Annotated in this window: 24 protein-coding genes; 11 read left to right on the top strand and 13 right to left on the bottom strand. The window is 68.4% G+C overall.

Annotated elements, in window-relative coordinates:
* The first annotated feature begins 123 nt into the window (after window positions 1-123).
* On the top strand, window positions 124-1,740 hold the full coding sequence (locus AMYAL_RS0117025; RefSeq protein ID WP_020632510.1) for an alpha/beta hydrolase: 1,617 nt from the start codon (window positions 124-126) through the stop codon (window positions 1,738-1,740).
* A gap of 227 nt (window positions 1,741-1,967) precedes the next feature.
* On the top strand, window positions 1,968-2,252 hold the full coding sequence (locus AMYAL_RS0117030; protein ID WP_026467163.1) for a helix-turn-helix domain-containing protein: 285 nt from the start codon (window positions 1,968-1,970) through the stop codon (window positions 2,250-2,252).
* Window positions 2,253-2,478: 226 nt separating this feature from the next.
* Here AMYAL_RS0117030 and AMYAL_RS0117035 read toward each other — a convergent pair whose 3' ends face one another.
* The 11 genes from AMYAL_RS0117035 to AMYAL_RS0117090 all read right to left on the bottom strand — a co-directional run bounded on the left by AMYAL_RS0117035 (window position 2,479) and on the right by AMYAL_RS0117090 (window position 14,422).
* Entirely contained in the window at window positions 2,479-3,054 is a 576-nt protein-coding gene (locus tag AMYAL_RS0117035; RefSeq protein ID WP_020632512.1) for an EndoU domain-containing protein, read from the bottom strand.
* Window positions 3,055-3,130: 76 nt separating this feature from the next.
* Window positions 3,131-4,378 (bottom strand): DUF6297 family protein, encoded by a 1,248-nt coding sequence (locus tag AMYAL_RS0117040; protein WP_020632513.1) that lies wholly within the window; start codon window positions 4,376-4,378, stop codon window positions 3,131-3,133.
* Entirely contained in the window at window positions 4,372-4,977 is a 606-nt protein-coding gene (locus tag AMYAL_RS0117045; protein WP_020632514.1) for an ABC transporter ATP-binding protein, read from the bottom strand. The genes AMYAL_RS0117040 and AMYAL_RS0117045 overlap by 7 nt, the downstream gene beginning before the upstream one ends.
* Window positions 4,974-5,846, bottom strand: a complete 873-nt coding sequence (locus AMYAL_RS0117050; protein WP_020632515.1) for an LLM class F420-dependent oxidoreductase — start codon at window positions 5,844-5,846, stop codon at window positions 4,974-4,976. Before AMYAL_RS0117050 ends, AMYAL_RS0117045 begins: the two co-directional genes overlap by 4 nt.
* Before the next feature lie 255 nt (window positions 5,847-6,101).
* Entirely contained in the window at window positions 6,102-7,928 is a 1,827-nt protein-coding gene (locus tag AMYAL_RS0117055; protein WP_020632516.1) for a phosphoenolpyruvate carboxykinase (GTP), read from the bottom strand.
* Window positions 7,929-8,335: 407 nt separating this feature from the next.
* Entirely contained in the window at window positions 8,336-9,058 is a 723-nt protein-coding gene (locus AMYAL_RS0117060; RefSeq protein WP_020632517.1) for a DUF6802 family protein, read from the bottom strand.
* Window positions 9,059-9,343: 285 nt separating this feature from the next.
* The gene (locus AMYAL_RS0117070; RefSeq protein ID WP_020632519.1) at window positions 9,344-11,185 is read right to left on the bottom strand and encodes a dynamin family protein; all 1,842 of its coding nucleotides are present in this window, start codon (window positions 11,183-11,185) and stop codon (window positions 9,344-9,346) included.
* Window positions 11,182-11,685: a nucleotide exchange factor GrpE gene (gene grpE / locus AMYAL_RS0117075; protein ID WP_020632520.1), complete on the bottom strand. Its 504-nt coding sequence runs from the start codon at window positions 11,683-11,685 to the stop codon at window positions 11,182-11,184. The genes AMYAL_RS0117070 and grpE overlap by 4 nt, the downstream gene beginning before the upstream one ends.
* Before the next feature lie 33 nt (window positions 11,686-11,718).
* Complete coding sequence (locus AMYAL_RS0117080; RefSeq protein WP_020632521.1) at window positions 11,719-12,375, bottom strand: TetR/AcrR family transcriptional regulator; 657 nt, start codon at window positions 12,373-12,375, stop codon at window positions 11,719-11,721.
* Window positions 12,372-12,851, bottom strand: coding sequence for a YqeB family protein (locus tag AMYAL_RS0117085; protein ID WP_020632522.1), 480 nt, complete (start codon window positions 12,849-12,851; stop codon window positions 12,372-12,374). Before AMYAL_RS0117085 ends, AMYAL_RS0117080 begins: the two co-directional genes overlap by 4 nt.
* A 47-nt stretch (window positions 12,852-12,898) precedes the next feature.
* Window positions 12,899-14,422 carry a dynamin family protein gene (locus AMYAL_RS0117090; protein ID WP_093976505.1) on the bottom strand — a complete coding sequence of 508 codons (1,524 nt, stop codon included), beginning with the start codon at window positions 14,420-14,422 and terminating at the stop codon, window positions 12,899-12,901.
* A gap of 195 nt (window positions 14,423-14,617) precedes the next feature.
* Between AMYAL_RS0117090 and AMYAL_RS0117095 the strand changes: the two genes are divergently transcribed.
* The 3 genes from AMYAL_RS0117095 (at window position 14,618) to AMYAL_RS0117105 (ending at window position 16,973) form a co-directional block, all read left to right on the top strand.
* Entirely contained in the window at window positions 14,618-15,826 is a 1,209-nt protein-coding gene (locus AMYAL_RS0117095) for a sensor histidine kinase (RefSeq protein ID WP_425332237.1), read from the top strand.
* Window positions 15,823-16,479 (top strand): response regulator, encoded by a 657-nt coding sequence (locus tag AMYAL_RS0117100; protein WP_020632525.1) that lies wholly within the window; start codon window positions 15,823-15,825, stop codon window positions 16,477-16,479. The genes AMYAL_RS0117095 and AMYAL_RS0117100 overlap by 4 nt, the downstream gene beginning before the upstream one ends.
* Before the next feature lie 74 nt (window positions 16,480-16,553).
* Entirely contained in the window at window positions 16,554-16,973 is a 420-nt protein-coding gene (locus tag AMYAL_RS0117105) for a VOC family protein (protein WP_020632526.1), read from the top strand.
* A gap of 331 nt (window positions 16,974-17,304) precedes the next feature.
* On the opposite strand, the gene AMYAL_RS0117110 is transcribed toward AMYAL_RS0117105, so the two are convergent.
* Together AMYAL_RS0117110 and AMYAL_RS0117115 are read right to left on the bottom strand one after the other, a co-directional pair.
* Window positions 17,305-18,216 carry an SDR family NAD(P)-dependent oxidoreductase gene (locus tag AMYAL_RS0117110; RefSeq protein WP_020632527.1) on the bottom strand — a complete coding sequence of 304 codons (912 nt, stop codon included), beginning with the start codon at window positions 18,214-18,216 and terminating at the stop codon, window positions 17,305-17,307.
* The gene (locus tag AMYAL_RS0117115) at window positions 18,217-18,795 is read right to left on the bottom strand and encodes a TetR/AcrR family transcriptional regulator (protein ID WP_020632528.1); all 579 of its coding nucleotides are present in this window, start codon (window positions 18,793-18,795) and stop codon (window positions 18,217-18,219) included.
* Between the two features lie 190 nt (window positions 18,796-18,985).
* Between AMYAL_RS0117115 and AMYAL_RS0117120 the strand changes: the two genes are divergently transcribed.
* From AMYAL_RS0117120 to trmB, 6 genes are all read left to right on the top strand, one after another.
* Entirely contained in the window at window positions 18,986-19,924 is a 939-nt protein-coding gene (locus tag AMYAL_RS0117120) for an ABC transporter ATP-binding protein (RefSeq protein WP_020632529.1), read from the top strand.
* A gap of 30 nt (window positions 19,925-19,954) precedes the next feature.
* Complete coding sequence (locus AMYAL_RS0117125; RefSeq protein ID WP_020632530.1) at window positions 19,955-20,686, top strand: ABC transporter permease; 732 nt, start codon at window positions 19,955-19,957, stop codon at window positions 20,684-20,686.
* Window positions 20,687-20,838: 152 nt separating this feature from the next.
* A complete protein-coding gene (locus AMYAL_RS0117130) occupies window positions 20,839-21,756 on the top strand; it encodes an ABC transporter ATP-binding protein (protein ID WP_020632531.1) in 918 nt (305 codons plus the stop codon).
* The gene (locus AMYAL_RS0117135) at window positions 21,753-22,505 is read left to right on the top strand and encodes an ABC transporter permease (RefSeq protein WP_020632532.1); all 753 of its coding nucleotides are present in this window, start codon (window positions 21,753-21,755) and stop codon (window positions 22,503-22,505) included. Before AMYAL_RS0117130 ends, AMYAL_RS0117135 begins: the two co-directional genes overlap by 4 nt.
* Before the next feature lie 160 nt (window positions 22,506-22,665).
* On the top strand, window positions 22,666-23,217 hold the full coding sequence (locus AMYAL_RS0117140; RefSeq protein ID WP_020632533.1) for a hypothetical protein: 552 nt from the start codon (window positions 22,666-22,668) through the stop codon (window positions 23,215-23,217).
* A 205-nt stretch (window positions 23,218-23,422) separates the two neighbouring features.
* Entirely contained in the window at window positions 23,423-24,106 is a 684-nt protein-coding gene (trmB, locus tag AMYAL_RS0117145; protein ID WP_020632534.1) for a tRNA (guanosine(46)-N7)-methyltransferase TrmB, read from the top strand.
* Window positions 24,107-24,295: the final 189 nt, after the last annotated feature.

The following is a 24,295-nucleotide window of genomic DNA, read 5'->3' on the forward strand; positions in this document are numbered from 1 at the left end:
CGATATCGATTTGATCAGCGACGCCCCATACGACGAAGGGCGGTTGCCGTCCCGCTCCGCGCCGGATATCAATAGCCGCAGTCGCGAACAGCAACTTCGCACGCAAGATCAAAGGGGCATCGGATGAAGAAACTCCGCTATGCGGTGGTGATCCCGGCTGTCGCCGGCACCATGCTGGCCGGGTTCACTCCTGCGTTCGCAGGACCGGAGGCTGCCAAACAGCAGCCTCTGAACTCCACCAACATTCCGGCGCAGTACGCGAACCAGAAGCTCGACTGGCACAAGTGCAAGGCGAACGAACTGCCGTCCGCGCCGCCTCCTGGGGCCGAGAACATCGAATGCGCGACCTACCGTTCGCCGCGCAACTGGTACAAGGCGAACGAGGGCATCGACCTGACGATCGCCGTCAGCCGCCTCGCCGCCACCAGTGGCACCGCGACGGCCAGTGTCATCACGAACCCTGGTGGCCCCGGCGCTCCGGGCCGTAACTTCCCGGCCCGTCTGCGTAACCAGACGAAGCTGCGTGCGAACCAGGAGATCGTCGGTTTCGACCCGCGCGGTACCGGCAAGAGCACCAACATCACCTGTGGCAACGCGGTCGGCACCGGCTCCGACCTCGACCCGCGCGACCGCAGCCGGGCGAACCTCAACCTGATCCTGGACGCCACCAAGTACGCGGCGGACTCCTGCCAGGTGAAGTCCGGCGAGCTGGGCCCGCTCATCAACACCGCCCAGACCATCCGCGACGTCGACCTGCTGCGCGTGCTCCTCGGCCGCGACAAGATCAACTGGGTCGGCTACTCGGCTGGCACCTGGATGGGCGCGCACTACGCGCAGCAGTTCCCCACCCGCACCGGCCGCTTCCTGCTCGACTCGTCGGCCGAGTTCACCACGACCTGGCAGAACTCGTTCGACGGGCAGCCGCTCGGCTTCGAGCGCCGCTGGCGTCAGGACTTCCTGCCGTGGATGGGCAAGTACGACAAGGTCTACGGCTTCGGCAAGAACGGTGAGGCCACGCGCCAGAGCTACGAGAAGGTCCGCTTCGCGCTGACGCAGAACCCGGTCGAGGTGGACGGCGTCCCGGTGTCGGCCAACGCGCTCGACTCGACCATCGCGTCGTACATCTACTCGAAGCGCAACTTCCCGGCGCTGGCCGACTACCTGGTCAACCTGAAGACGCTGACCGAGGGCACCGGCTCGCAGCAGCAGAAGGCCTCGGCCGCGCAGAAGGTCAAGGCGGAGACGGTGGACGCCGACGGCGTCATCGGCCCGCAGCCGCTGTTCGTCCCGAGCGACGGCGACTCCTACAACGCCAGCTTCTGGTCCATCCCCTGCAACGAGGGCCCGTGGGTCGGCAACCGGCAGACCGCCATCCGCCAGTCGCAGAAGCTGATCGACCGCGATCTGCCGCTGCTCGGCGCCGGCTGGCTGATCCAGCCGTGCATCTTCTGGAAGAACAAGCCGGTCGACCTGCCGAAGCTCGACGGCCGCGGCGTCCCGCCGGTGCTGATGGTCCAGTCGGTGCACGACCCGGCGACCCCGATCGAGGGCGCGACCCGTGCGCACCGCGCGTTCGCCAACTCGCGGATGATCACCGTGACCGGCGAGGGTGACCACGGCATCTACGCCGGCGGCAACGCGGGTGTGGACAAGGTCGTGGAGGACTACCTCGTCGACGGCAAGGTGCCGAACGACCAGAGCCTCCCCGGAATCCCACTTCCGGTGCCCGCGGGCGGCTGAAACCCCTAGGGATTGTGGCCCCGTCGAGTTTCGGCTCGGCGGGGCCCTTCTTTTGCCCGGTCCACAGACCTGTGCACAGAGTTGTCCACAGGCTGGGGGTAACTCGGGTTGCTCGGGTTCGGTGGGGAGTCCCGAGCGCCACGCTCGGGACGTTGAGCGTCTCTGGCGTGGCGCTCGTGACCGCCGGGGTCGCCCTGCGGGGGAGTGGCGGTATTAGTATTGGGTTTATGGTGCGAGTGCCGTTGACGGACGAGGAGCGCGAACGTGGCGAGCGGCTGGGGCTGGCGCTCCGGGACGCGCGCGCGTCGGCGTCGCGGAGCATGGTCGAGGTCGCGGCGGAGGCCGGGATCTCGGTGGAGACGCTCCGGAAGATCGAGACCGGCCGGATCCCGACGCCCGCTTTTTTCACGGTGATGGCGCTCGCGGACGCCGTCGGGCTGCCGCTGGACGTGCTGCGGGCCGCAGCCGAAGGCGCCGCTCCGGACATCGCCGACGTCGCGGAAGCCAGCTGAGCCGACAGCCTGAGCTGGGCTGAAGCGGAACGGGCCCGCCACCCTTCTCCGACGCGGGCAACGCTCCCATCCCCTTGTCCACAGGCCCCCACCGTTGTGGACAACTCCCGCCCCCGAACGCTTTCACCCCCGCCCCCGTCACCCCCTGCCGATACGCTGGTGCAGGGCGCGCCCCCCAGGGACGGGTGGGGGATGGGGTTCGCGGGTGTGGGGCGAAAAAGTGGGGTCAGGGGCGCAGGGCGGCCAGGGTGTGCGCTCGGTCGTTCAGGTAGAGGAAGCCGTCGATCGGCAGGTCGAAGCTGTTCAGCAGGCTTTCCATGGTCGCGTATTCGTCGACGGAGAGCCGCAGGTTCTCGTTCACCGCGTGCGCGATGAGGACGTCGGCCAGTTCCTCCCACTCGCCCGACCAGTGCAGGGTGCGGTAGAAGGCCAGGACGTCCGGCGCGACGCGGTCGGCGATCTGGTCGAGCAGGCTTTCGCCGAAGAAGCTGATGCGTCCGGCGGCGAGGTCGGCGACGGTCGGGTTCGCCGGATCGGCGGCGGTATCCGGATTGCGGACCACGCCGGGGCCCGCCACCGGGTAGCCCGTCTTGACGTGGCCGTTGTCCTCGACCAGCACGATCAGGTGCACGCCGTACCGTTCGCCCGCGCAGCGCCAGCGGCCGTTGTGCTGTCTGCGCCGGGGTTCGCTCGGATCGTTCGCGACATCCTTGATCACCGCGATGATCTGCTCGTCGGTCCAGCCGACAGGGAACTCGCTGGTCGCCCGCCGCCCGTTCCCCGGTGCGTGCCCACCGCCCACTCGTGCTCCTTTCGTCGCATCGAGGGTAACCCGCGTTCGGAGTATCCGAATGATCCGAACGCGGGAACGGGTGACCTCAGCCGGTCACGCTGAGCAAGACCGAACCGACGACCAGCACATCGACGCCACGCATGACCTGAAGAGCCGCCCCACCGCCGCTGACGTCGTAGTTCATCGGCGGCCGGGTCGCCGTCCGCAACGCGGCGACGACGGCCAGCGGGACAGCGAGCCACGCCGACCAGGCCGAGGCCACCCCGAGTGCCAGCGTCACCAGACCGAGCGAAACACCCCATCCGAGACCGAGTATGGCGACCACCAGGCCGTTGACCAGCCGCAACTCCCAGTCGGACGCGCCGAGCCACCGCCTGCGGCCGGGGTTGCGCCACAGCTCGCCGAGCCCGCCGACGAACGGCACAAGCGCCGCATACGCGCCGACCGCGAACAGCGGCCCCGCAGGAACGGCAGGGAAGGCCAGGTGCCCGACACCGACCAGGCACGCGATCACCACACTCGCCGCCGCGTACCGACGACGGCCGAGCACCCCGGCCCACGCGAGCCGCAGCGCCGTCGGACGCCGCAGCGACAGCCACGGCACCGGCTGCGATTCCGGGATCAGCAGCATGGGATCCATGAAGACCGCGGCCATCGCCCGCAGCAGCCGCGCGTTCCAGCCGTCGACCAGTTCCTGGCGCCCGACCCCGGACATCGGCTCGCCGCCGAAGGCCACCGCCACCGCCACGACGAACAGCGCACCGGCCAGCACGTCGACCGCGACCGGGCCCAGTCCGGCGGCGGCCACCGCCAGACCGGCCAGCGCGAGCACGACCGGTCCCGCGGTTTCCCCGCGGATCGCCGTCCGCCGCGCGGTGACGGCCGCCAGGATCGCCCCGGACGCGGTCAACGCCGACATCGCGATCCACACGTCCCTCAATCCGCCACCGATCGCGGTGACCAGCGCCCCGGTGTAGCCGACCACCAGGACCAGCCCGGACCAAAGCGTCCACATCCGTTTCACGACGACACGACGCCTGTCGACGTCGGCGAAGTCCATCCACGTCAGCGCCGCCGGTTCGGCCCAGACGAAACCGCGCCGGAGCAGGCTGCGCCAGAAGATCGCGCACAGCACGACCAGCAGACCGAACACCGCCGGGAAGTCCACAGCGGACAGTCCGAAAAGGATCGAACGCAGCTTCGGCATGTTCTCGAACGCGGTGAACAGCGCGCCGAATCCGAACAGCGCCAGGAAGGTCTGGTAGTCCCCGCTGAGCAGCCCGCCGAATCGCTGTCGTCCCGGAACGTGCGTGGGGGCTTTGGCGGTCACCACAACTCGAGGGTCGAGTCGGCCGCTTCGAGCAGCGGGGGATGGTGCGTGGCCACGACGACGGCAGCCCCGGCCTTGGTGGACCGTGCGATCAACGACGTCAGCCATTCCTTCCCCGCGACGTCGAGCGCCCGTTCGGGCTCGTCGAGAAGCAACACGTCGTGCGGCCGCACTGTCGCGCCGAGGAGCAGCAGACGACGACGCTGCCCTGCCGAGAACTTGCCCGCGGTGACCTTCGCGCGTTCGGAAAGGCCGGCATCCGACAGCAGCGCGTCGAAATCGCCGAGATCGGCCCCGAACGAGCCCTCCAGCAGTTCGAGATGCTGGAGCGGGGTCAGTTCGGCGAAGAAATCGGAATCGTCGAACAGCACGGAAACCTTGCGGCGAAAGGAAACGTCGCGTTCATCGGGCTTTCCGCCCGCGACGACGACCCGGCCCCGCTGCGGGGTCTGCGTGCCGTACAGACACCGCAGCAGGGTCGATTTCCCGACCCCGTTCGGGCCGACGATGACCGCGCATTCACCCGCCTCGACCTCGAAGTCGAGTCCGTCGAACAACCAATGCTCCCCGGCCTGGACGCCGAGCCCGCGTACGTCGATCATCGGCCGCGCAACAACTCGATCACCGGGGCGAACGCGTCCATGTTGTGCTCCAGCACGGTGAAATAGGTGAAGCCGAACCGCTCGCGATGCGCCAGGATCTGTTCCGCGATCTGCTCGTGCGTACCGACGAGCGCGGTCGGCAATTCCGCGAGCTGCGCCACGGTCAGCGCGCCGTCGAGCAGATCCCGCAGGCTCTCCAGCCCTTCTTGCCGGTCTTCGACCACGGCGACGAAATGCGGGAGGAGGTTGAATTCGGCCTCGCGCCCGTTCAGTTTCCCGCGGACGAAGTTCACCCGCTCCTCGATCCCGGCCGCGTCGTCGGGCACGAGCGGCCCACCGTCGGGAACGGCCGCCGTACCGGTGAACCCGATGATGTCGGCGTGTTCGGCGGCGAGCGTGAGCAGCCTGTCGCCGCGACCGGCGATCATCAGCGGCGGTCCCGGTTTCTGCACCGTGGGCGGTTTGTGTTTTTCGTCGGCGTAGAGCCGTTTGAGTTCTTTGATGGTGTTTTCGAGGTGGTCGACGCGTTTTCCGGCGCGGGGGAACTCCATCCCCGCCGCCTCGAATTCGGCCTTCACGTAACCGGCCCCCAGGCCGAGTTCCAGCCTGCCTTCGGTGAACTGGTCCGTGCCCGTGACGTCGCGGGCCAGCAGCGCCGGGCGGTAGAAGCCGGTGTTGATGACGAAGGTGTTGAGCCGCGGTCGGGTCGTCACCTCGGCGGCGAGCACCAGAGCGGGGAACGGCGGGGCCATGCCGAGGTGGTCGGCCGCGCCGATGACGTCGAACCCGAGGTCCTCGGCCTTCCGGCACTTCTCGACCCACTCGGCCCGAGCCGCCGGGACGACCATGTTGACGCCGAATTTGACCATGCGCCCACGGTACTCAGCGCGAAAGAAGAAGGCCTCATCCCCAGGAACGACCCTGAGGATGAACACACGCAGCCCGGACCCGAGTGGATCCCACCGGCACCGAAAGGTCTCCCAAAGGGCGCCCCGCGCCCGACGGAGACTTCACCGCTCGAGCGCCCTCTTTCGGGCCGAAGGCCCACGGAAACTCGATGAAGGGGCGCCCTCCCGCGCCAACGTGACGTTGACACGAAACGGCGCCCCTTCGGCGAGTTTGCGTCAGCGCTCGAGCCGAGTACGGAGCGCGTCCAGCTCGTCACGCAGCGACGACGGGACCTTGTCGCCGATCTTCTCGAACCACTCCTCGATCAGGGGCAGTTCCTTGCGCCACTCGTCGGCCGAGACGTCCAGGGCGGCCTGGATGTCGGCCAGCGGCTCCTTGAGGCCCTCGGTGTGGAGGTCCTCGGCGGACGGCACGAAGCCGACCGGGGTCTCGTTCGCGTTGCCCTTGCCCTCGACGCGGTCGATGACCCACTTCAGGATGCGCGAGTTCTCGCCGAATCCCGGCCACAGGAAGCGGCCGTCGTCGCCGCGGCGGAACCAGTTGACGTAGAAGATCTTCGGCAGCTTGTCCGCGTCGGCGTTCTTACCGAGGTCCAGCCAGTGCTTGAAGTAGTCACCGGCGTGGTAGCCGAGGAACGGCAGCATGGCCATCGGGTCGCGGCGCACGTTGCCGACCGCGCCGGCGGCGGCCGCGGTGGTCTCCGACGACATGGTGGCGCCCATGAACACGCCGTGCTGCCAGTCGCGGGCCTCGTTCACCAGCGGGACCGTGGTCTTGCGGCGGCCGCCGAAGAGGATCGCCGAGATCGGCACGCCCTGCGGGTCGTCCCACTCGGGCGCGAGGATCGGGCACTGTGACATCGGCGTGCAGTAGCGCGAGTTCGGGTGCGCGGCCTTCTCTTCCGACTCCGGCGTCCAGTCCTGCTTCTTCCAGGAGGTGGCGTGCGCGGGCTTCTCGCCCATGCCCTCCCACCAGACGTCGCCGTCGTCGGTGAGCGCGACGTTCGTGTAGACCGTGTTGCCCTTTTCGATGGTGCGCATCGCGTTGGGGTTGGTGTGCCAGTCGGTGCCCGGCGCGACGCCGAAGAAGCCGAACTCGGGGTTCACCGCGTACAGGCGGCCGTCCTCGCCGAACCGCATCCACGCGATGTCGTCACCGAGGGTCTCGGCGCGCCAGCCGGGGATGGTCGGCTGCAGCATGGCGAGGTTGGTCTTGCCGCAGGCGCTCGGGAACGCCGCCGCGACGTAGTGGACCTTGTCCTCCGGCGAGATCAGCTTGAGGATCAGCATGTGCTCGGCCAGCCAGCCCTCGTCGCGGGCGATGACCGAGCCGATGCGCAGCGAGTAGCACTTCTTGCCCAGCAGCGAGTTGCCGCCGTAGCCGGAGCCGTAGCTCCAGATCTCGCGGGTCTCGGGGAAGTGCGAGATGTACTTGGTGGTGTTGCACGGCCAGGAGACGTCCTTCTGACCCGGCTCCAGCGGCGCGCCGACGGAGTGCAGGGCGGGGACGAACGAGCGCTCGGTGCCGTCCTCGGTGACGAACTTGTCCAGCGCGGCCTTGCCGGCGCGGGTCATCACGCGCATGGAGGCGACGACGTAGGCGAAGTCGGTGATCTCGATGCCGAGCTTGGGGTCCTCGGCTCCGAGGGGGCCCATGCAGAAGGGGATGACGTACATCGTGCGACCGCGCATGCACCCGCGGTACAGCTCGGTCATCGTGGCCTTCATCTCGGCCGGGTCCATCCAGTTGTTGGTGGGACCGGCGTCTTCTTCGTCGTCCGAACAGATGAAGGTGCGCTCTTCGACGCGGGCGACGTCGTTGGGATCGGAGGCGGCCCAGTACGAGTTGGGCTTGGCGTCGAGCTGCACGAACGTGCCGGCGGAGACCAGTTCGGCGTTGATACGCGCGGCCTCTTCGTCGGACCCGTCGACCCACACCACGCGGTCCGGAGTGGTCAGTTCGGCGACCTCCCGGACCCAGGACAGCACGCCACTGTGCGTCGTCGGCGCTTTTTCCAGTCCAGGGATGGCGACTGCGGTCATCTCTACTCCTGACTTCCGACGGCAGAAGCCCACATCGGGAACGACGCTGTTCCGATGCGGGCTTCAGTGCCGGCGACCGAATGGCTTCGCACACCGGCGGGAAGACCGGTGTGCAGGTTTTGGGATTCCCCGAGAGTAGCCGGATGACCGGCAGGTAACCGAGAGCTGACCTGTCGGTTCTCTCACAAGAACGATAAGGGAATCGATTCAGTATCACCGGAATGGGCCATAAGCAGAAATTCTTCCGGTGATCGACGGCACAAGTGCGGAGTGCCCGGAGGGCGAATCGGACACGAGAAAGCCCGGTACGAGGTCTCGTACCGGGCTGTTCTGTGACCAGGATTACACGAATTGGCCCTTCAAAATGGACTAAACCATTCTTCTATTGGTTTAGTCCATTTCGGGCTTTAGTTGGGGCTGATCCACTGGCCGGTGGCGGAATCGATCTTCGCCACTCCTTCGAGTGTCTCGGTGCCCGCGCCACCCCAGGCCGCGTCGCCCGCCGGGTCGCCCTCGGTGGCCGCCGGAGTGCTCGCGAAGGCCGAGCCGATGTCCTCATTGACCACACCGCTGCCGGTCTCGGTCCACTGGCCGGGTCCGGTGTGCTCATAGGTCTTGGAGTTGCCGGAGGCGTCGGTCTCCACCGCGATGTCGGCCTTGCCGTCGCCGTCCTTGTCGGTGAAGGCGATCGTGCGGCCGTCCTCCGTCTGGATGACGGCGGTGTCGGGAGTCCCGTCACCGTCGGTGTCGATGGTCGGCGGGCCGACCTCGACGTCGCCGCTGGGCATGTCGGCGTGCATGGTGCCGCTGGTGCCCGCGTCGGAACCGTCGTCGTGGCCGCCACCGCCTGCCTCGACCCAGGCGCCGGAAGCCTCGTCGTAGACGGCCTCCTGGACGACCTTGCCGTTCTCGTCGAGCACCGCGTACTGATCGGCCTCGCCGTCGCCGTCGGTGTCGACGAACGCCTGGCCGGTGCCGTCGTCGTGCTGGATGACCGCGGCGTCGTTCACGCCGTCCTTGTCGAGGTCGTAGTTGAGCTCGGCCTGGTACTCCTCGCCGTCAACGTGGACCGTGACCGCGTCCGTGGAGCCCGCCTCGGTGTCCGTGCCGCCGCTCTCGTCGACCCACATGGGATGACCCCCTCGTTGACCTGCTGGTGTGTCGAAGCTTATGACTCACCGTAGGCCGGTTCGGTTCCGGTCCACAACAGGGTCACTTCGACAGGTGATCCACCGCGGGAGCGATCGGCGAGGACCACCCTCAGGATCAGCTTCTTGCGGCGCCGCGGATCGCGAACGGCCTCGCTGAGCCGTTGCAGCTTCGCGGGCAACCCCTTTGAGGCGGCAGCGGAGGGAACGGGCTTTGCACGGGTCCCGGCGGCGGGAACTGCTGTCCATAAGGCTGCCGAGGAAAGGTCACGCTTGATTGTCCCGCAGTGACCGAATGCGCCCGAGAAGCGCCTCAGCACGATCACGACCGTCGGAGACGTCCTTCAAGCGCTTCGCGACGACGGCGATCTTCTTCGCCCGTTCCTGCGCGCCCATCTTGATCGTCTTGTCGACTTCCTTCAGCTCCGCCTCGATCGCGTCGATGCGGCGGCCGAGGGCTTCGTCGAGCGCCATCGACAGCTGCTGTTCGGCTTCGATCAGCTGTTCCGCGACGAGCTGGTCCAGCGTGGACCGCGCGTCGGCGATCGCCTCGACCAGCCACTGCTTCATATGCTGCTTGTCCGAAGCGTGTTTGCGGGTCCGCGCCATCCACCAGCCGGCGCCGAGGCCGATGATGATCGTCGCGGGCAGGATCACCGGGTTCAGGATCGCGACGCCTGCCAGCGGCAGCGCGGCGACCTTCCCGGCGCCGAGACCGCCGGAAACCCCCATGAAGATGAGCAGTTTGTCCTCGGCCGTCGGCGGCTTCTTGTCCGGCGGGCGCAGGACGACCGGCGGACCGCCCGCCCTGGCGAACTGGCCGCGGATGATGTCGAGCTCTTCGGGCGAGAACAGTTCGGCGAGCGCGACGTTGGTGACCTGGTTCAGCCGCTGGGAGAGCAGCATCGAGATCCGCTGTGACGTCGTCTGCAGCGCGATGTCGACCTGCTGCGGCAGCGCGGCGAGGTCGTCGCGCTTCGAGCCGTCGATCTGCTGCCGGAAATGGGTCGACGCGTCACGCATCTGCCTGCTGGTGTCGTGACCGACCTCGACCCTGGTCCGCTGGATCTCCGCGCGCAGCTTCAGCTGCCAGCCCCGCGTCGAAGAGCGGCGTTCGGTGCTCAGGTCGTCGCGGCGCTGGCGCAGTTGTTCGGCTTCGGCCTCGCCGGCGGACAGCGCGCGGCTTTCCGCCTGCAGTTTCGCCTTGAGCTCGGCGAGCGCGCTCGAAAGCGCGCGCAGGGTGTTGGCCTCGCCCAGCATCGCCGAGCGGCCGACCAGCATCTCCTGCAGCGCGCCCTGCAGCGCGGCGATCCCGGCCTTCTCACGCAGCATCATCGCCATCTGCTCGTTCGGGGCCTTGACCGCCGTCTCGAACATGCGCGCGGACACCGGGTGGAACACCGCGTCGGCGAACCGGGGAGCGTGCTCGGCGAGCAACCTCCGGTCGGCTTCGAGGACCTCGCGCCAGCCGCGGAACTGGTCGGTCTTGGTAAGCGCGAACAGCACGGTTTCGACGCGTTCGCCCATGTCGTGCAGGAATTGCAGTTCCGGCGCGGTGAACGGCGAAGAGGCGTCCACGACGAACAGCAGCGCGGTGGCGCCGGCGGCCGCTTCCTTCGCCAACACGCCGTGCATCGAGTCGAGCCCGCCGACGCCAGGGGTATCCACAATGGACACGCGTTCGAGCAGCGGGACGGGACCGGAGACCTCGACGTAGCGGGGCGGGATCTGGCCTTCGGGCAGCTCGTGCGCGGCCGAGACCCAGTGGATCAGGTCGTTGAGGTTGATCGGCACCGGCGCCAGCTGGCCCGGATAACAGGCCTGCGCGGACCACTGCTGGGCGTGCTCGAAAACGAGGTACGTCGCCGTGGCGACGTCGGCGTCCACAGGGGACAGTCCCGGCATGGAGAGGAGCGCGTTGACGAGCGAGCTCTTGCCGCGGTTGGTCTCGCCGACCACCACGACCGACGGCTTCTTCGGCCGTGCCTTCCGGATGTCCTCGACCCATTTCGCGGCCTGAGGATCGGCTTCGCGGACGACGGTGAGCAGCTGCTCGCGCGTGCTTTTCACGAGCGACGGCAGATTGGCCGCCGCACTCGGAGCGGTCACTGGGCCTTCTTCGCGTAGACGATGACGATCGGCGCGCGCAGGACCCGGTCGTGATCGGCGAAGCCGACGACCTCGGTCTCCGCGACCAGGCCTTCGAGTGCCGGGTCTTCGGTCGCGACCGCGCCGCCCGCCTCGTGCACGGCCGGGTCGAACCGCTCGCCGTCCGGGCGCAGGGCACGGACGCCGATCCCGGCGAGACCGTGTTCGAGCCGCTCGACGACGCCGCCGCTGCGGGCGCGATCGAGGGCGTACAGGCAGAGCTGGATCAGCGCCTGCCTGTCGGCGAGAGCCTGTTCGAGGTCGGCCGGACCCGTGGTCGTGGACTCCACATCGGTGTTCGACGCGGCTTCGACCGGCTCGGTTCCCTCGGGCGGCGAAGTCTCACCGTCGGCTTCGGCGATGATCGCCGCGATGCTCACCGCCGAGATCTGACCGGTCGGCACGTCGTCCGGGTTCTCCTCTTCGACCGCTTTCTTGCGCAGCCAGGCTCCCACCCGCATCGACCCCCGTAACTGGTGTCCCGGACCGACCGATCAGCCCGGAGAGATTTCACCAGTGTCGGACACCCGCCCGCCCGCCGGGGGCGAAATCGGCAGAACGGGGCGAAGGAATCTGGAGATGAGCACCCGCATCACGGCCAGTTCCGCGGCCGGATCGAGGTCCGGCTCCAGAATCACGCGGGAGAGTGGCGCGTCGATCAGCGCGACGAGCCAGCTGGCCGCCGTCTTCGCGTCGAGGCCGGGATCGATCCGGCCCGCTTCCACCGCCCGTGTCACGAGACCGACCAGGGCGTCACGCAAGGCGCGGTCGTTGCCCTGGACGAGTTCGGCCAGTTCGGGATCGCGAGCGCATTGCGCGGCGACTTCGAGGACGAGTTTGGCCGCCATGGGGTGGAGAAGCTGTTCGGACATGTGCGCGAGGACCCAGAGAATCGCCTCCCACGGGTCTTCGATCTCGAAGGCGGCCGCGATCATGGCCTCGGTTTCGTCGCCGTCCTGCTCGAAGATGCCGACGAACACCGCGCGCTTGTTCGGGAAGTAGTGGAACAGGCTGCCGGTGCTGATCCCCGCGGCGCGGCAGATCTCCGCCGTCGTCGTCTTCTCGAAGCCCTTCTCCGAGAAGCACCACGCGGCGGCGTCGAGGATGGCGCGGCGTTTCGCCTCGTGTTTGGCCGGGTCGACCGTCCTCATTTCACCGCCGGCGGTTCGGCGTGCCACGGGTAGCCGTGTTCGGTGAAGGCCTTGGCGACGGCTTCGCGGTCGACGTCACCCTTCTCCCGCGCCAGTTCCCGGCCGTCCGAGGCGAGCAGGACGAGCTCCTTGCCGTCGAGGAAGACGGCCTGCAGTTCGGCCTCGTAGGCGCGGGTGCGGCCCTTGACGGTCAGGGTGATGCGGGTCGGCGTCACCTTGACGATCAGCCGCTCGTGCGCCCAGACCGCGGCGAACAGCAGCCCTAGGACCAGGCCGGCGCCCGCCCCGGCCACCGGGCCCCACGGGTCGGGGATGTCCGAGACGAGCTGGAACGGCCCCTTGAACGGGACCCAGCTCAGGGAGACCACCCAGTCCGCGATCGACTGGAGGAACCAGCCGATCCCGGCGCCCACCAGCGGACAGCCGAGCCAGGAGGCCGTGCGCAGCCACTGGGGCTCGTCGACGATCGTTTCCATGGGCCCATTATTAGACCGAGCGCTCGGTCTATCAAACCGGCCCGCGATCAGTCGCGGATCTGCTGCCAGATGAGGAAGTACGCGCGGTGCACGACGTGCGCGACGCGGCTCTGGGCGGGCGTCGCGCCGAAGGACGCGAAGGAGCGCCACCAGCCGGCGCGTTCCAGTGCGTGAGCGGCGAGTTCGGCGCGGGGAGCGCCCGGCTTGCCGAGCTGGGCGCCGATGTCGGCGTTGCTGCCGACCCGCAGGACCTCCTCGGACAGGTCCTCGGGCATGTCGACGGCGCCGGACGCGACCAGCGTGAGCGCTTCGAGCAGCCGCAGCTGGTGTGCCTCGGGCTTGGCGAGCAGGACCTCGATCGCGTCGTGGACGCGCTGCCGTTCCGACGGGTCGCCCGACGCGTGGGCCAGCGCGGTGACCGAAGCCAGCGCGGCGGCCGCCTTGATGCCGTCGGCGCGGGCGGCGAAGACGATGCTCAGCCGCTGTCGGACGGCTTCGAGCCCCGAGGCGTCGAGCAGCTTCCGCCGCAGTGAGCCCGCGGTGATCTCCGGCTCCGCGCGGATCGCCTCGACGGCGTAGCGGACGCCGAACAGGTCCAGTTTCTCCAGCAGCCGCAGCCGTGTCCCCGCCGCGACGTCGCAGTCCCAGCTGGTGAAGATGTCCGCCGAGATCAGCATGGTCTCGAGGATGTCGTCGTCCATCCCGGACAGCTGGCGCAGCGCCTCGGCGTCGCCGGAGGTGAACCCGCCGGACTCGGCCGACTCGGCGATCAGCCCGATCACCGGGAGCACGTCCGCGACGCGGGGCTTCAGCGTCGAGGCCTGCTTCTCCGACAACAGCGTCGCGGCCTTCCACACGTCGCCGCCCGAGCCTTCGACCGACTCGGGTGCGATGGTGTCCGCCTTGTTGAGGACCGCGATCGCGTTGACCGGCCCCGCCTCGCGGCTCGCGGTCGCGGCGGTGAACGCGGCCAGCGCCTGCTGGTCGTCGGCGCGCACGCCCTGCGTGACGACGTACAGCACGGCCTCGGCGCCCGCGACGGCGCTGCGCGAGGTGTCGTCCAGCTCGTCTGAGCCTTCTTCTTCCTCTTCGTCGCTGTCGGGCTTGCGGTGCTTGGCCGCGCCCAGCAGCTCCTCGGTCCGCGACACCGACGCGGCGTCGAGCGACCCGAGACCAGGAGTGTCGATGACGGTCATGCCCTGGAGGACCGCGTTGGTGAGGTACGCCTCGATATGCGAGACCTTGTCGATGTCGATGCCCAGCTCAGCCGGGATCATCCCGTCGGCGGCGAAGGGCAGCACCTGTTTGCGCCCGTCGTTGAAGACGATCTCGACGCGGTCGACCGTGCCGTACTGGAACCGGGTCACCAGCCGGGTGCACTCGCCGACGTCGGTCGGCGCGACCCGGCGGCCGATCAGGGCGTTGACCAGGGTGGACTTACCGGATTTGATGCGGCCGGCGACGGCGACCTGAAGCGGGCCGCCCAGTCTTCGCAGGACCTCGGCGAAGCCCGCCGCGGTGCGCGCGGACACCTGCGGCTGCAGGCGGTGGCAGAGGTTCGCCACCGACATCGACAGCGGGCCGGCGAGACGGCCCTGCTCCGTCGCTGACGTCACGGCGCCCGCCCCCTCCCAGTCGTCGAGCCTGCCGACCCGAATCGTGCCATGCCGCTCATCCTCGGGTCGCACCGAAGGTGGTACCGGCGACCGACGCGCGAGCGGCCAGGGCCGACATAGTGTTACCAGGTGCGACGGTTGAGCCTCTGGATGCGTGCCCACCCCATGGCGGGGGACAGTTTCATCGCCGTCGTCCTGTTGCTGACCGACCTGCTGTTCTACGTGGCGGCGGTCGAGACGCCGGAAGTCCCGATGCCGCCCTGGTACGTGGTCGTGCCGCTGGACATCGCGATGGTCACCCCGCTGGTGTTCCGGCGGAAGGCGACGCTGTGGTCGGCGTACGCGCTGCTGCTGGTCAGCATCCCGCACGGGGCGCTGGAACTGGGCGCCGCCAGCGCGTTCGGGGTGATGATCAGCATCTACTCGGTGCTGGTCTACGTCGGACGCAAGCAGGGGCTGCTGTTCCTGCTGGCGACGCTGATCACGTCGTCGGTCCAGCTGTGGGTCGACCCGCCGGAGGACGTGTGGGTGCTGGCGATCATCGGCGTCTTCTCCACCGCACTGTGCTGGACGCTCGGCGAATTCGCCGGCGCGAGGCGCGCCTATCACGAGGAGGTGGAAGCCAGGTTGCATCTACTTGAGACGGAACGGGACCAGGCGACCAGGATCGCCGTCGGCGAGGAACGCGGCCGGATTGCCCGTGAGCTGCATGACGTCGTAGCGCACGCGGTGAGCGTGATGGTCGTGCAGGCCGACGGCGCGTCCTACGCGGTCGACGGGAATCCCGAGATGGCGAAACGGGCCTTGCAGACGATTTCGGAGACCGGCCGCGGCGCGCTCGCCGAACTGCGGCGGCTGCTGGACGTGCTCCGCAGCGACGGTGACGACGAGCCGCGGGTGCCGCAGCCGGACGCCAGCGCGCTGACCGACCTCGCGGACCGGATCCGCCAGGCGGGGGTGCCGGTGACGCTGGCGATCGGTTCCGACGCGCTCGACGGGCTGCCGGCCGGTGTCTCGCTCGGCGTGTACCGGATCGTGCAGGAGTCGCTGACGAACACGCTGAAACACGCCGGGCATGGCGCGCAGGCGGAGGTGCTGGTGCGCCGGGAGAAGGACGTGATCGACGTCCGGGTCACCGACGACGGCGCGGGCCGGGCGAAGCAGCTGGTGCCCGCGGCCACGAAGACGGCGTCGCACGGCGCGCCGTCGGGACCGCGGAAGCTTTCCGTCCCCGGCGGGAACGGATTGATCGGAATGAGGGAACGGGCGAACGTCTTCGGCGGCACGCTGGAGGTCGGGCCCGCTCCCGGTGGAGGGTGGCAAGTGCACGCGAGGCTCCCGGTTAGGTTGGCGACGTGATCAAGGTGGTGGTCGTCGACGACCAGGAATTGATGCGCGTCGGGTTCCGGATGGTCCTGGGCGCGCAGGCCGACATCGATGTCGTCGGCGAGGCGGGTGACGGCGCGCAGGCCATCAAGCTCGCCGAGGAACTGCGGCCGGACGTCGTGCTGATGGACGTCCGGATGCCGGTGCTGGACGGGGTCGAGGCGACGAAGCGGATCGTCGAAGCCGGGACGGCCCGTGTGCTCGTGATGACGACGTTCGACCTGGACGAGTACGTCTATTCGGCGTTGCAGGGCGGGGCGAGCGGGTTCCTGCTGAAGGACACGCAGCCGGATCACCTGGTGTCGGCGCTGCGGGCGGTCGCTTCGGGCGACGCTGTGGTCTCGCCTTCGGTGACCAGGCGGCTGCTCGACCGGTTCGTCGGCGGCGGCGGGAAGCCGTTGCGGGACGCGGCCGAGCTCGACGTCCTCACCGAGCGGGAGCGGGAGGTGCTCGTGCTGATCGCGAAGGGCCTCTCGAACCTGGAGATCGCCGAGACGCTGTTCCTGTCCGAGGCGACGGTGAAGACGCACGTCGGGCGGATCCTGTCCAAGCTGGATCTGCGTGACCGGGTGCAGGCCGTCGTGCTCGCCTACGAGACCGGCCTGGCGCGGCCAGGGGTCACCTGAGAAACAAAGTGGTCATTCGGTGAGCACTTTGCGGCGGATCCTTGTCTTCAGAGCCACTACCTGAGGAGAAGGAAATGCTGCGAGGTCTCACCACTACCACGTTCTACGCCGACGATCTGGCCGCCGCGATCGAGTGGTACTCGGATCTGTTCGGGATCGAGCCGTACTTCGTCCGCGACGGTCACGACGGCAAGCCGGCCTACGCCGAGTTCCGGATCGGCGACTACCAGCACGAGTTCGGCCTGGTCCGGGGCGACTACCGGCCGCCGCTGGCCCAGCCCGGCCCTGGCGGAGCCATCGCGAACTGGGCCGTCGACAACGTCGAGGACGCCTTCGCGGCGCTGCTCGCCAAGGGCGCGAAGGAGTACGAGCCGATCATCGAGCGCGGTCCGGGCTTCGTGACCGCGGCCGTCGTCGATCCCTTCGGCAACGTCCTCGGCATCATGGTCAACCAGCACTACCTGGACGTGCTGGCCGGGAAGAAGCAGCGGTGAGGCGTCGGTGCTGCCTCGTGAGTGGCTAGGACGGTTCTAACGCGCTTTACCGCTCACGACTGCCTGGACCTGGCGCGGTCCGGCGGGCGGGCGCGTTGCGAAAGCCACTTTCGCAACCTTCACCGTTGCGAAAGTGGCTTTCGCAACGCGTCCCACGAGGCCGCGGACCTGGAGAGCAGCGGCGGGGCACCCGTAAGTGACAAGCCCCCTCGCCCCTCCCTCCTTCGCGACACCACCGCCACCGCTCAAACCCAGCGCAGCCCGACATCCTGTGGGTCTCGTGAGTGGCTAGGACGGTTCTAACCGTCCTAGCCACTCACGAGGCCCGACCTCAGCGGTACAGGGAGTGGTCGGCCGTAGCCGTGTCCTGGCCCTTGTCCCGGACTTCGGCCATCCACTTGCCGAAGTCGGGGCGCGAGCCGTCGACGTCGGTCAGGCCGTACTCGTTCATCAGCGTCCACGACGCCAGCGTCTTGCCCGCGAACCGCGAGACCTCCGGGTCGGTCGCCAGCTTCGCGACCCCGCGCCCGAGCAGCGCCGGGGTCTCCGAGATGGCGAAGTCGACCGGGGCGGCCTTGCCCACCGCGTCACGCCAGGTCTCCTCGGTGACCCCGAAGTAGTCGAGCATCGCCTCCGACCGCAGGAAACCCGGCGTGACGGTCATGCCGACGCAGTCGTACTTCTTCAGTTCGGCGCCGAGCGCCCGGCCGATCGCGCGGATCCCGCATTTCGCGAGGAAATACGGGATTCCCGCGCCGACGTACTCGTCGTGGTCACCGTCGGTGACCTCGATGACGAGTCCGCCCTCCCGCCGGACGACCAGCGGGAGCAGCCGGTGCAACGCGATCAGGTGCGTGTCGATCGCGTTGTGCACCAGCGTGAGCGCGTCGTCGAGGCTGGAGTTCCAGTACGCCCCGTCGAAGTCCGCGAACTGGTCTCCACCCCAGACGTCGTCGACCAGCAGGTCGATCCGGCCGTCCACTTCGGACTCGATCCGCGCCTTCAGCGCGTCCACATCGGACACTTCGGTGAAGTCGGTGCGGACGGGGATCCCCCAGCCGCCCGCCGCGTCGACGAGCTCTGCGGTGTCCTCGATCGTCTCCGACCGCTTCATCGGCGACTGCCGGTCCCTCGTCGTGCGGCCGGTGACGAACACCGTCCAGCCGAGCCTGCCCAGCTCCACCGCGATCGCCCGGCCGCATCCTCGCGTCGCCCCCGTGACGACGGCCACTTTCCGGTCCATTCAGGACACTCCTTTCCACGCGGTCAGCACCGCGTCCACGTCTTGCCCCAGTCGGTCGACGATCCGGCCCTTCGGCCGGATCGACCAGTCCAGCGCGACCCCGTTCGCCACCCCCAGCAGCACTCGCGCCGCACGGACGACCCCCGGCGCCCCCGGCAGGTCCCGTGCCGCGGCACGCGTCAGCCGCCGCAACTCCGCCTCCACGGCGGTGAAATGTTCACCCAGCAGGGCACGGAGTTCCGGATCACCGATGTCCACCCCCAGCTGCCCGAGATGGTTCGCCGCGGTTTCCGCCGTCCCCAGGCCCTCGTAGATCACGACGACCGCCGCGCGCAGGGCCTCCACGGGATCGGCCAGCTCGCCGCAGTCCCGCATCAGCCCCACGACGGATCGCGTGTTCAACCGGCTCAACGCCTGGAGGAGGCCGTTTTTCGAACCGAACCGCTGGGCGACGGTGCCGACCGCGACGCCTGCCTCCGCCGCCACCTGGGCCAGCGTGAAACCAGGGCCGACCTTGCCGATCACGGTCCCCGCCGCTTCCAGCAGTCGTTCGTCGGTGATGGTGCGGGGCCTCGCCATGTCGTTATTGAACCACGGTTCATTAACCCTGGCGATTCAGGGTCACTCTCAGGGGTGTCACCGATCGCGTACGCCGTCCGGAGACGGCAAGCTACTTCTCAGGTCGGGTACCAGGTTGGCACCTCAGGATGACGCGCCCGGCCACCCACATGGACGACGATTGTTCTCGCAGTCGCCGAGGGGAGCAGACATGATCGAGGCAGCGGGCCTCACCAAGCGGTACGGCAAGACACTGGCGGTGAACAACCTGTCCTTCTCCGTCGCGAGCGGGAAGGTCACCGGATTCCTCGGCCCCAACGGGGCGGGCAAGTCGACGACCATGCGGATGATCCTCGGCCTGGACAATCCGACCTCGGGTCAGGTGCGCATCGGTGGCAAGCAGTACCGCGAGCTGAAGGAACCGCTGCGGACCGTCGGGGCGCTGCTGGACGCCAAGTGGGTGCACCCCAACCGGTCGGCGCGGGCGCACCTGCAGTGGATGGCCAAGTCCAACAAGATCCCGGCGGGCCGGGTCGACGAGGTGCTCGAGACCGTCGGGCTCACCAGCGTCGCCGGGAAGCGCGCCGGTGGATTCTCGCTCGGCATGTCGCAGCGGCTCGGGATCGCGGCCGCACTGCTGGGCGACCCTGAGGTCCTCCTGTTCGACGAGCCGGTCAACGGGCTCGACCCGGAGGGCATCCTCTGGATCCGCAAGTTCATGCACCGGCTGGCCGACGACGGCCGCACGGTGTTCGTTTCCTCGCACCTTCTCTCGGAGATGGCGCTGACCGCGAGCCAGCTGGTCGTGATCGGCAAGGGACAGTTGATCTCCCAGTCCTCCACCGAGGATTTCGTGGCGCGGGCCGCCGAAAACACGGTCAAGGTCAGGTCGCCGCAACTGCCCGCGCTGCGCGCCGCGCTGACGCAGGCGAGTGCCCAGGTCACCGACGAGGACCGCGCGATCATCGTGTCCGGTTTGGACAGTGACAAGATCGGCGAGATCGCCGCGGCCAACCAGATCGTGCTGCACGAACTCAGCCCGCAGACCGGCTCCCTGGAGCAGGCCTTCATGCAGATCACCGGCGATTCGGTCGAGTACCACACCGGTCTCGAAGCCGAAGCCGCCGAAGTGGTCTCCGCCGCCCAGTAGCCAACCACTCCTTCCCAGGAAAGAAACGCCATGACTCTGCTCGCCGTGGAACGCATCAAGCTGTTCACCACACGCTCACCCTGGTGGTGCGCGCTGATCGCCCTCTCGGTCGTGATCGGCTTCGCCGCCATCTTCGCCGGGGCCTTGCCGGCAGGCGAATTCACCGACGTCTCGAACACCCAGTTCGGCTACACCTTCGGTATGACCGTGATCATGGTGCTGGCCGCGCTTTCGGTGACCACCGAATACCGCTTCGGCACCATCCGCACCACTTTCCAGGCCGTGCCGAACCGCAAGGCGGCGCTGCTGGCGAAGACCGGCGTCGTCGCGCTGCTCTCGCTCGTGATCGGCGAGATCGCCGCGTTCGGCGCCTGGGGGCTCGCCTCGGCCATGCGGCCGGAAGACCTCATGCTGAACACCGCCGCGGAGTGGCTCAGCGTCGCCGGGGTGGGGCTGGTGTTCGCGCTCGCCTCCGTGATCGCGGTCGCCGTCGGCATCCTGATCCGGCAGAGCGCCGGCGCCATCTCGCTCCTGCTGATCTACGTCCTCGCGGTGGAGAACCTGATCCGGCTCATCCCGAAGATCGGCCAGGACATCTACGACTGGATGCCGTTCCACGTCGCCGACCGGTTCGTCACCGGTTCGGGCCCCGCCGTCGCGGACGCGCCGTTGAGCCAAGGCGGATCCCTGGCCTACTTCGCCGGTTTCGCGCTGGTGATGCTGATCATCTCGCTGGTCGTCGCCGAAAAACGCGACGCGTAAGAACTTCCACAGGGGAGAAAGCCGGACGTCTGCTCGGGGGAGCGGGGCATCCGGCCGGGGAGAAAAAAGGGGAACAAGGACCGGGCCGCCTGTCGGGGGGCTGCCCGGTCCTTTCCCCGTTGGTACTGTCGGAATCCACTGGAGGGAGGCCGATGATCGAGGCCACCAGGCTCACGAAGCGTTACGGCGACAAACTCGCCGTCGATGATCTCTCCTTCACCGCCGAGGCGGGTCGGGTGACCGGATTCCTCGGCCCCAACGGTGCGGGCAAGTCCACCACCATGCGGATGATGCTCGGGCTGGACGGCCCCACGTCGGGTTCGGCGACGATCGACGGCAAGGCCTACCGCGAGCTGCGTGATCCACTTCGGACGATCGGCGGCATGATCGACGCGTCGTGGCGGCACCCTGGCCGCACCGCCCGCGAGCACCTCCGGTGGATCGCCGCGACCAACGGCCTTCCCGACAAACGGGTCGACGAGGTGCTCCGGCTGGTCGGCCTGGAGTCGGTCGCGCGCAAACGGGCCGGGCAGTTCTCCCTCGGGATGTCGCAGCGGCTCGGGATCGCGACGGCGTTGCTGGGTGACCCGCGGGTACTGCTGTTCGACGAGCCGGTCAACGGGCTCGACCCCGAGGGCATCGTGTGGATCCGGCGGCTGATGCACGCGCTCGCCGCCGAGGGCCGCACCGTGTTCGTGTCCAGCCACCTGCTGCCGGAGATGGCGCAGACCGCGCAGGACCTCGTCGTGATCGGCCGGGGGAAGCTGATCTACCAGGGCACGATGGAGGACTTCATCGGCCGCGCGAAGGGCCTCGGCGTGCGGGTCCGCAGCCCGCATCTGCCCGAACTGCGGACGGCGCTGACCGAGAAGGGCGCCGAGTTCCGCGAGGAGGACGGCGCGATCGTCGTGTCCGAAATGGACAGTGACGCCATCGGCGAACTCGCCTTCACCGCGGGCGCGACCCTCCACGAGCTGAAACCGCTCACCGGGTCGCTCGAACAGGCGTACATGCAACTCACAGCCGAAGCCGTCGAGTACGGCGCAGGTGTCCCGGAGGTGGCCCGATGACCGCGGCGAACCTGCTCCGCGCCGAGCGGATCAAGCTGCTGAGCACGCGTGCGCCCTGGTGGTGCGCCGGAATCGCGGTCGTCCTCGCGATCGGCTACACCGCACTGTTCTTCGGTTTCGTACCGCTGGAGAACCAGACGACCGTCGCCACCACGCAGACGGCCAGTGCCATGGGCCGGACCGTGGTGCTCGTCCTCGCCATCCTCGCGGCGGCGACCGAGTTCAACTGGGGCACGCTGAAGCTCACCTTCCAGGCGGTGCCGTCCCGCGTTCCCGCCTTGCTGGCGAAGGGCGCCGTCGTCGGGCTGTTCTCGGGCCTGATCGGCCTGATCGTGGGCTTCTGCTCCTGGGGAATCGCGTATCTGATCAAACCGGCCGCCGACCTCGGCCTGGCTTCGGGCGCCGACTGGCGCGCGGTCGCGGGGCAAGGGCTGACCTTCGCGCTGACCGGTCTCCTCGGTGTCGGCCTCGGGCTGCTGTTCCGCAGTCCCGCGTTCGCCCTCGTGTTCGCGTTGGCCTGGACACAGTTGATCGAAGGGCTCGTCATGCTGATTCCCCGCGTTGGCGGCGACATCTACCAGTGGATGCCGTTCGTCGCCGCGAATCAGTTCGCCGGACCGGATCTGACGGTTTCGATGCTGAAGCTCGCGCCGCCCTTGGGGCCGTGGGGTTATTTGACATATTTCGGCGGCATCTGCGTGATTGTCTATACGGCCGGACTGATGATCACCCATCGAAGGGACGCGTGAGCTTTTACCGCGGCCAAAGGAGTTAAGTCCACGTTAAGAGCCTGTGGCTTCTCTCACAGGATGCGGACATACTGTTCGTGACCGGGCGATGCTCGGGATGAGCCGCTTTTTCGGCTCTCGGCCCCGGAGGTGATCCTTGACGGTGGATTCCGGTCAGGGAGTGGAACGCACGATCCCGAAAGCCCGCACGGAAAGCACACGGCCGCGACTCGAGCCCATGCTCGACCTCGAATGGTCACAGGCGATCGAACTACCCCGGACGGTGGCGTCGGCGACCAAGCCGTCCGATATCCGTCGCGCCTGGGTGCACCGAGCGCCCGAAGATCTCGTTGTCGCGCTGTACCGCGCGTCCAGTGGAATGCACGGGGAAATCCCCGCGCCATGGTGGCTTCGCGCCGTCGTCGAAGGCAGGCTCGAATCGCGGGAACTCGGTTTCCGCATCGAAGATCGGATCTGCGGTCTGCTCGGCAGGCGTCCCGGTTGGGAATTCGTCCCGTGGGCCGCGGACGGGGAATCCGGCTACTGGGAGTTCATGCCTTCCGAACGCGGGGCCTCCGGGCATTCGATCCCGACCACGGTGCTGAACACCAGCCGCCACGACGGCTGGATCGACGTTCTCGCCGCCCATTCCAGTACGACACCGCCGCCGATCGCGGTCGGCGGATTCGCGGGGCTGCGCTCGCGGCTGGGGGAGTTCGAAGCCGTCCGGTAGCGGAACTGAAAGCGCGCTCCGGAACTCGACCAAAGCGAACCCGCCCCGGCCGAAGGCCCCGCTATCGCGGTGGCAGGGCGCTTGTCGACCGAAGTGACGTGGTTTACCACCGATGCGCCCTGCCGACGTGATCGCGGATGCGGGTTCACCGGCGAGCAGAGCGCCCGCGTTTAATGGGCGGGTGGAAAACGAGGACCAGCCACGGATGCGCAGCGTGGTCAGCTATGTCAAACGCGGCGGCCGGATGACCGTCGGGCAGCAGCGAGCCTGGGACGATCTCTGGCCGTCGCTCGGCCGCACGGTCGGCGAGCTGCCCGAAGGCACGGTGGATTTCGACGACTGGTTCGGCAGGCAGGCCCCGGTCATGGTGGAGATCGGTTCGGGCATGGGCGAGACCACGTCCCAGCTCGCGGCCGCCGCGCCGGAACTCAACTACGTCGCGGTCGAGGTGTACGACCCAGGGCTGGGCCAGCTGATGCTGCGCGCCGAGAAGCTCGGGGTGGAGAACCTGCGGCTGATGCACGGCGACGCCGTCGTGCTGCTGACGTCGCACGTGGAGCCGGGTTCGCTGGCCGGGGTCCGGCTGTACTTCCCGGACCCGTGGCCGAAGAAGCGGCACCACAAGCGGCGGATCGTGCAGCCGGAGTTCGTCTCGCTGGTGGCCTCGCGGCTCGCGCCGGGCGGGACCTTCCACATGGCGACCGACTGGGAGAACTACGCGGAGCAGATGATGGAGGTCTGCTCGGCCGAGCCGCTCCTGCGCAACCGTCACGCCGGCGAGCCGGGTGGCTGGGCGCCGCGTCCGGAATGGCGGCCGATCACGAAGTTCGAGAACCGTGCCGACGTCGAGGGCCGGATCTCGCACGACCTGATCTTCGAGCGGGTATAGAACGCCTGAAAGGGCCGGTCAGGGACGTCCCCACGTCCTTGACCGGCCCTTTCTTGACACCCCCGTGCCTCGGGATGCCCCCTGCGCATCCCCGGTGCCCGTTCATCCATCCCCCGACAGAGGGATGACCGGGCACCCGGCTCGTGGGTGGTTACCTCCGACTCCACCCACGAGACCTGCCCGCCCCGG

Origin of the sequence: Amycolatopsis alba DSM 44262 (assembly GCF_000384215.1) — a bacterium.
Taxonomy (GTDB): Bacteria; Actinomycetota; Actinomycetes; order Mycobacteriales; family Pseudonocardiaceae; genus Amycolatopsis; species Amycolatopsis alba.

Bases quoted from the DNA above. Each gene is read 5' to 3' on its own strand.
- AMYAL_RS0117045 (WP_020632514.1), bottom strand. From the start codon at position 4,977: ATGATCGACGTACGCGGGCTCGGCGTCCAGGCCGGGGAGCATTGGTTG.
- AMYAL_RS0117060 (WP_020632517.1), bottom strand. From the start codon at position 9,058: ATGTGGGTCGACGAGAGCGGCGGCACGGACACCGAGGCGGGCTCCACG.
- grpE (WP_020632520.1), bottom strand. From the start codon at position 11,685: ATGCGGGTGGGAGCCTGGCTGCGCAAGAAAGCGGTCGAAGAGGAGAAC.
- AMYAL_RS0117080 (WP_020632521.1), bottom strand. From the start codon at position 12,375: ATGAGGACGGTCGACCCGGCCAAACACGAGGCGAAACGCCGCGCCATC.
- AMYAL_RS0117115 (WP_020632528.1), bottom strand. From the start codon at position 18,795: ATGGCGAGGCCCCGCACCATCACCGACGAACGACTGCTGGAAGCGGCG.
- AMYAL_RS0117135 (WP_020632532.1), top strand. From the start codon at position 21,753: ATGACCGCGGCGAACCTGCTCCGCGCCGAGCGGATCAAGCTGCTGAGC.
- AMYAL_RS0117090 (WP_093976505.1), bottom strand. From the start codon at position 14,422: ATGTCGGTGGCGAACCTCTGCCACCGCCTGCAGCCGCAGGTGTCCGCG.
- AMYAL_RS0117025 (WP_020632510.1), top strand. From the start codon at position 124: ATGAAGAAACTCCGCTATGCGGTGGTGATCCCGGCTGTCGCCGGCACC.
- AMYAL_RS0117050 (WP_020632515.1), bottom strand. From the start codon at position 5,846: ATGGTCAAATTCGGCGTCAACATGGTCGTCCCGGCGGCTCGGGCCGAG.
- AMYAL_RS0117105 (WP_020632526.1), top strand. From the start codon at position 16,554: ATGCTGCGAGGTCTCACCACTACCACGTTCTACGCCGACGATCTGGCC.
- AMYAL_RS0117055 (WP_020632516.1), bottom strand. From the start codon at position 7,928: ATGACCGCAGTCGCCATCCCTGGACTGGAAAAAGCGCCGACGACGCAC.
- AMYAL_RS0117110 (WP_020632527.1), bottom strand. From the start codon at position 18,216: ATGGACCGGAAAGTGGCCGTCGTCACGGGGGCGACGCGAGGATGCGGC.
- AMYAL_RS0117120 (WP_020632529.1), top strand. From the start codon at position 18,986: ATGATCGAGGCAGCGGGCCTCACCAAGCGGTACGGCAAGACACTGGCG.
- AMYAL_RS0117130 (WP_020632531.1), top strand. From the start codon at position 20,839: ATGATCGAGGCCACCAGGCTCACGAAGCGTTACGGCGACAAACTCGCC.
- trmB (WP_020632534.1), top strand. From the start codon at position 23,423: ATGCGCAGCGTGGTCAGCTATGTCAAACGCGGCGGCCGGATGACCGTC.
- AMYAL_RS0117030 (WP_026467163.1), top strand. From the start codon at position 1,968: ATGGTGCGAGTGCCGTTGACGGACGAGGAGCGCGAACGTGGCGAGCGG.
- AMYAL_RS0117095 (WP_425332237.1), top strand. From the start codon at position 14,618: ATGCGTGCCCACCCCATGGCGGGGGACAGTTTCATCGCCGTCGTCCTG.
- AMYAL_RS0117125 (WP_020632530.1), top strand. From the start codon at position 19,955: ATGACTCTGCTCGCCGTGGAACGCATCAAGCTGTTCACCACACGCTCA.
- AMYAL_RS0117085 (WP_020632522.1), bottom strand. From the start codon at position 12,851: ATGGAAACGATCGTCGACGAGCCCCAGTGGCTGCGCACGGCCTCCTGG.